We start from the raw sequence: 4,088 nt of genomic DNA on the forward strand, positions 1-4,088 counted from the left end.
GCGAACATCAGGTTCTCGTCAATCGGGCCGCCATGTGCGATGTCCTGCAGGGTCTTCTGGATGCAGAAGCTGCGCGGATCGGCCAAGCGACCCGTGGTGTAATCGTCATGGTCCTTCCAGGACGAGAAACCGCAGTGTGACAGGCAGCCCATGCAATCTGCCTGATCCTTGCGGATCACGTCGCGCTCGATCGGATCGACGAACACGATCGTATCGTCCGGTGTACGCAAGCCATCGGTGTAGCCTGCGGCGGACCAGCTGCGGGCCCGTTCCAGGTCCTTGGGCGTGACCCAGAAGTTCTTGCCCTTCACACCCACGTCGAGCCGCACGGTATGTTCGCCCGCCTCGACCTTGGAATAGGGAATCTGACGCTCAGACCGCGCCTCAAGATTGCGCAGGAAGGGGTTGCGAACAGCCGAAGAATAGAAGCCGGTGGGAGAGAAACGGTGCAACAGCACGTCGCCCGGCTCCAGATCGCGCAAGGCGTCCTTCCACTGCTGCGGGATCGGGCTTTCATGCGTCAGCAGCGGGCGCGTGCCGTATTGGAACGCGATACCGCCCAGCTCCGGATTGTCGATCCAATTTTCCCAATCGCGCAGATACCACACGCCACCGGCCATGATGATCGGCACGTCGTCCGCGATGCCTTCAGCGCGCATCGTCTCGCGCAGGGCCTTGACGCGGGGATACGGATTTTCCGGCTTGGTCGGGTCTTCGGCGTTGGAGAGGCCGTTGTGGCCACCGGCCAGCCACGGGTCTTCATAGACCACCGCCGCCATCAGTTCGGGGACTTTGGAATAGGCCCGCTTCCACAGCGCCCTGAACGCGCGTGCCGAGCTGACGATCGGCAGGTAGTTCACGTTATATCGCGCGGCGATCTCTGACAGCTTGTAGGGCATGCCAGCACCGCAAGTGACGCCCGCGACCATGCCGCGCGTCTGATCCAGCACGCCTTCCAGCACTGGCTGTGCGCCGCCCATCTCCCAAAGCACGTTGATGTTGATCGCGCCGTTTCCACCCGCGATCTCGTGGGCCCGGTGAACTTGCTCCACCGCACCATCGATAGCGAAGCGGATCAGCTCTTCGTGCCGTTCCTTCCTGGTCAACGCATCATAGACCTGGGGCACGATCTTGCCTTCGGCGTCATAGCTGTCAGCATTGACCGCGCTGACCGTGCCGATACCGCCGGCCGCGGCCCAGGCGCCGCTGCTCATGTGGTTGGTGGCCGAAACGCCCTTGCCGCCCTCAACCAGCGGCCAGACTTCGCGGCCGCCGTACATGATCGGCTTGAGACCCTTGAAACCCATCTTTTCTTCGTCTTTCCTCAGGAAACTGGCGGCTTAACGGGGTGCGGCAGCGGCTTTATCGGCCAACCGGCATGGCCTGATCGCTTCGGGCGCAGGCGCAGCTCCCTTTGCCTCGAACCGAGCATAGTAGCCTTGCAACTTCGGCTTACGCACAAATTCCGCCAAGCGGAAGCCCACGGCTTCGAATTCGCAAAACAGCAGAGCCGGGGGGATTCCGTGGTGATCCGTATCACGATCGATATCGACGACGACCACGCTGCCGTTCGCCCGCAGCGAGGGACGCAAGCGCCACAGGAACGCGTAAGGCTCGGAAACTTCGTGATACATATGGATCAGCATGACGCGATCAAAGCTGTTGACCGGCAAGTGGGGATCATCCTCTGCCCCCTGCTTGATCGAGACATTGTCCAGTCGCTCACGCTCGATGCGCAGGCCCAGTTCCTCCAGGGCATCACGATCGATATCCTGCGCCAACACACGGCCTTCCGGCCCGACGCGCTGGGCGAGGCGGACGGTGTAATATCCCTCACCCGCACCGATGTCCGCCACCGACATGCCCTTGGCGATGCCGGCCTGGTCCATCACCGTGCTGGCTTCCTTCACGCTGTCGCGCTCGGTTTCGGAGGAGAAGCCGTTCGCCCCCAGGTTCGACACGGGACGATCCGCCTTGGGGAAAGCGCGCGAAGTCGGCAGGCGGCCGTCCTCGACCTTCTTCTCGCAAGAAGAGAGACTGGCGATCGCAAGCACGGCGAACAGGGCGCGGCGAAGCACGGGCATGCGGCTCCTTAGCGGCTCACCGTCAGCTTGGCAAAGCCGTGGATACCATCGCTGTCCCGGGCCGACCCAGGGACGACACGATCAATCCACGTCCTCGACTTCTACCTTCTCGCCGGTAACGCGCTGCGACAAGGCTGCGGCCATGAAAGCGTCCAACTCGCCGTCCAGCACATCGCCTGGGGCGGTGGAGACAAGCCCGGTGCGCAGGTCCTTCACCTGCTGATAGGGCTGCAGAACATAGGAGCGAATCTGGTGGCCCCAGCCGATGTCGCTCTTGCTGGCATGCTCGGCGCTGGCGGCTTCCTCGCGCTTTTGCATCTCTGCCTCGAACATGCGCGCCTTGAGCATGCCCATCGCGATCTCACGGTTCTTGTGTTGCGACCGATCGATCTGGCTGGCGACGACGATGCCGGAAGGCTGGTGCGTGATGCGCACTGCCGAGTCGGTGGTGTTGACGTGCTGACCACCGGCACCAGATGCACGGTAGGTATCGATCTTCAGGTCCGCCGGATTGATCTCGATCTCAAACGTATCGTCGATCACGGGATAGACCCACACGCTGGAGAAGCTGGTGTGCCGCCGCGCCGAGCTGTCATAGGGGCTGATGCGCACAAGGCGGTGCACCCCGCTTTCGGTCTTGGCGTAGCCATAGGCGTTGTCGCCCTTGATCAGCAGCGTGGCGCTCTTGATTCCGGCCGCTTCGCCCGCGTGATAGTCGACCAATTCGACCTTGTAGCCCTTGCGCTCGGCCCAGCGGGTGTACATCCGCTGCAGCATCTCGGCCCAGTCCTGGCTCTCGGTGCCGCCGGCTCCGGCGTGGACTTCAAGGTAAGTGTCGTTGCCGTCCGCCTCGCCTGCCAGCAGCGCATGCACCTTGTCGCGGTCGGCGCGCTCGGCCAAAGCCTTGAGCGTGGCATGCCCCTCGTCGATGGTGGCGGCATCGTCCTCCATCTCGCCCAGCTCGATGAACTCGATTGCGTCCGCCATCTCGGCCTCGATCTGGCTCACCGCGCCGATCGACGCCTCCAGCCGACGGCGCTCTTTCATGACCGCCTCGGCTTCCTTGGGCTTGTCCCAGAGGGTGGGATCCTCGACGCGCGCGTTCAACTCGTCCAGGCGACGGACAGCGCGGTCCCAATCCAGGAACTTGCGGACGAGCGCCATGGCCTTCTGGATACGCTCGATATGGGCCTGCCCTTCGGCACGCATGACGGGAAAACTCCGGAACAAATGGGGTCGCCCCGCTTAGCGCAAGGGACGCGATTGTAAAGCTTGAGGGTTCCTGCCCTCGCCCTGGGCCTGACGGGCGCGAGGTGAGTTTCAGCGCTTCTTCAGGGCCTTCACCGCCGCCAGGGTCTGGCTGACATGCTGCCGATAATCCATATCCGAATGGACATAGGCGATCCGTCCGTCCTGACTGATCACATAGCTGGTGCGATTGGTCATCGCCGCCGGGCCACCCGCCAGCTTCAGCGCGACGTCGTACGACTTGATGATCTGGGGATTAGCGACACCGACCGTGAACTTATCCCGGCATGCTTCGGTCGAAAACTTGCGCAGCGTGGGCAGGTCATCTGCAGAAAGGCCGATCACGGTCGCCCCGTACTTCGCGAATTCGGGTGTAGCCTCGGCAAAGGCATGGGCTTCCAGCGTGCATCCCTGGGTGAAAGCCTTGGGATAGAAATACAGGACCACCGGGCCTTTGCGCAGCGCCCCGCGCAGATCGAGCGGCACTTCCTTGCCCGCCAGCGCGCCCTGGGTGGCGAAGCTTGGCGCCTTCACACCCACCGGCAGATTGGCGAGGGCCACGCCGGGAAGGGCAAGAGCGAGGGAGGCAATAGCGGCGGTCAGAAGCTTTTTCATATGCATAGTCTGGACCGGCAGGCGGCCCCTGTCCATATGCCGCGATCAGTCGATATAGCCCAACACGGTGCCCACCTCGTAGCTGGCATCGCTCGAGGCGTTGATCTTCAGCACGCCCGAAGCAGGGGCGGCGATCGTATT

At 63.0% G+C, this 4,088-nt stretch carries 4 protein-coding genes; all 4 read right to left on the bottom strand.

Annotated features, from left to right (window positions below):
- Positions 1-1,307 (bottom strand): NAD(P)H-dependent flavin oxidoreductase (locus ACHWRX_RS12980; protein ID WP_394659502.1); only part of this gene is annotated, 1,307 nt, incomplete at its 3' end.
- 33 nt (positions 1,308-1,340) lie between these two features.
- On the bottom strand, positions 1,341-2,084 hold the full coding sequence (locus ACHWRX_RS12985; protein WP_394659503.1) for a class I SAM-dependent methyltransferase: 744 nt from the start codon (positions 2,082-2,084) through the stop codon (positions 1,341-1,343).
- A gap of 81 nt (positions 2,085-2,165) precedes the next feature.
- On the bottom strand, positions 2,166-3,293 hold the full coding sequence (gene prfB / locus ACHWRX_RS12990; RefSeq protein WP_394659504.1) for a peptide chain release factor 2: 1,128 nt from the start codon (positions 3,291-3,293) through the stop codon (positions 2,166-2,168).
- 111 nt (positions 3,294-3,404) lie between these two features.
- Positions 3,405-3,947 carry a peroxiredoxin gene (locus tag ACHWRX_RS12995; protein ID WP_394659505.1) on the bottom strand — a complete coding sequence of 181 codons (543 nt, stop codon included), beginning with the start codon at positions 3,945-3,947 and terminating at the stop codon, positions 3,405-3,407.
- Positions 3,948-4,088 lie beyond the last annotated feature (141 nt).

Source organism: uncultured Novosphingobium sp. (assembly GCF_964277725.1).
In the GTDB taxonomy this organism is placed as follows: Bacteria; Pseudomonadota; Alphaproteobacteria; order Sphingomonadales; family Sphingomonadaceae; genus Novosphingobium; species Novosphingobium fluoreni.

Bases quoted from the DNA above. Each gene is read 5' to 3' on its own strand.
- ACHWRX_RS12985 (WP_394659503.1), bottom strand. From the start codon at position 2,084: ATGCCCGTGCTTCGCCGCGCCCTGTTCGCCGTGCTTGCGATCGCCAGT.
- prfB (WP_394659504.1), bottom strand. From the start codon at position 3,293: ATGCGTGCCGAAGGGCAGGCCCATATCGAGCGTATCCAGAAGGCCATG.
- ACHWRX_RS12995 (WP_394659505.1), bottom strand. From the start codon at position 3,947: ATGAAAAAGCTTCTGACCGCCGCTATTGCCTCCCTCGCTCTTGCCCTT.